Consider the following 1,429-nt stretch of genomic DNA (forward strand, 5'->3'; position numbering starts at 1 on the left):
ACCGATGGATGTTTGAACATCCTTAGCGCATCCCGCCAACCGCCCATGCGCTGCTGATGGTCCTGCGGTATGGGGGGGATGACTTTCCACAGCGGAAAGAGCGCGAGAACACCGAGTGCAGCGGCGACCAAAAAAACGCCCGTCAGACCCCATACACCATAAAATACCGGGCCTAAGGCCATACCCAGCACATAAGCTATGGCGATGCTACCGCCGATGGCGGCCATGGCTTTGGTGCGATGCTGCTCGCCGGTCAGATCACCGGCGCTGGCCAGCAGTACCGAGGATACGGCTCCGGCACCTTGCAGCAGACGAGCGAGAATGATGCCCCAGATATTGTGGGTAACCGCTCCCAAGAAGGAGCCCAGCACAAAAATCAGGATCCCGAAAACCAGCACGCGTTTGCGCCCGAAACGGTCGGAGGCAACCCCGAAGGGAAACTGGAGGGCGGCCTGGGCCAGTCCGTAGATGCCGATGGCCAGGCCCAGCAGGAGTGGTGTGCTGTGGCGGAGTTGCTCATTATCCAGCGCCAGTACGGGCATCAGCATAAAAAGACCGAGCATGCGCGCCACGTAGATGAAACTCAGACCACTCACGGCCCGCTTTTCGAGCGGGCTCATGGGCGGGCCTTTGGCGCGGCCTTTGCCGCGAGGGGGGGTCTCAGAAGAAGCCATAACCCATCACCAGTTTACCCAGAATCAGGGCCGTAAAGAGCAGGAAGAGGTAGGAGATGGAGTAGGCGAACATCCGCCGGGCGTAGCGGTCCATCTCTTGGCCTTCCGGCAGGGCTTTGAGGTGCAGGGCCATCCTTACAAACCAGGCACCGGAGAGCGCGGCGATAGCGCCATACACCCAGTCACCGGTAAGAAAGACGGGAACCAGGCTGACGATCCAGGTGAGGATGGCGTAGTTCAAGATCTCCTTGCGGGTGCGATCCACGCCGTGGGTCACCGGGAGCATGGGAATGCAGGCTTTGGCATAGTCTTGCCGACAGCAAATGGCCAGTGGCCAGAAGTGCGCGGGGGTCCAGACGAAAACCAGCAGGACGAGAACCAGGGGCAGCGCGGCGAGACTGCCGGTGATGGCGCTCCAGCCAATCAGCGGCGGCAAGGCGCCGGCGAGACCACCCCAAACGATGTTCCAGGGGGTGCTGGGCTTGAGGTAGAGGGTATAGACGACGCCGTAGCCGACGGTGCCCACCAGGGTCAGCACCAGGGTCAGCGGGTTGGTGCCCCAGGCGAGGATGGCGATGGCGGCACCCATCAGGACGGCGGCATACAGGATGGCGCCGGTGCGGCTGACGCGCCCTTCGGCCAGCGGCCGGTGGAGGGTGCGGTGCATGTGCTGGTCGAGGGCGGGTTCGACGATCTGGTTGAGGACACCCCCTGCCCCGCCGGCCAGCGCGATGCCAACCAGACCAGCGAGCGCT

The 1,429-nt window shown here is 63.1% G+C and carries 2 protein-coding genes; both read right to left on the reverse strand.

What is annotated here, in order from left to right:
• A partial coding sequence (locus HF921_RS12845; protein WP_215893961.1) for an MFS transporter occupies positions 1-620 on the reverse strand: 620 nt, incomplete at its 3' end.
• A 40-nt stretch (positions 621-660) separates the two neighbouring features.
• Positions 661-1,429 (reverse strand): heme o synthase (locus HF921_RS12850; protein ID WP_215893121.1); only part of this gene is annotated, 769 nt, incomplete at its 5' end.

The organism is Acidithiobacillus ferriphilus (assembly GCF_018854775.1).
In the GTDB taxonomy this organism is placed as follows: Bacteria; Pseudomonadota; Gammaproteobacteria; order Acidithiobacillales; family Acidithiobacillaceae; genus Acidithiobacillus; species Acidithiobacillus ferriphilus.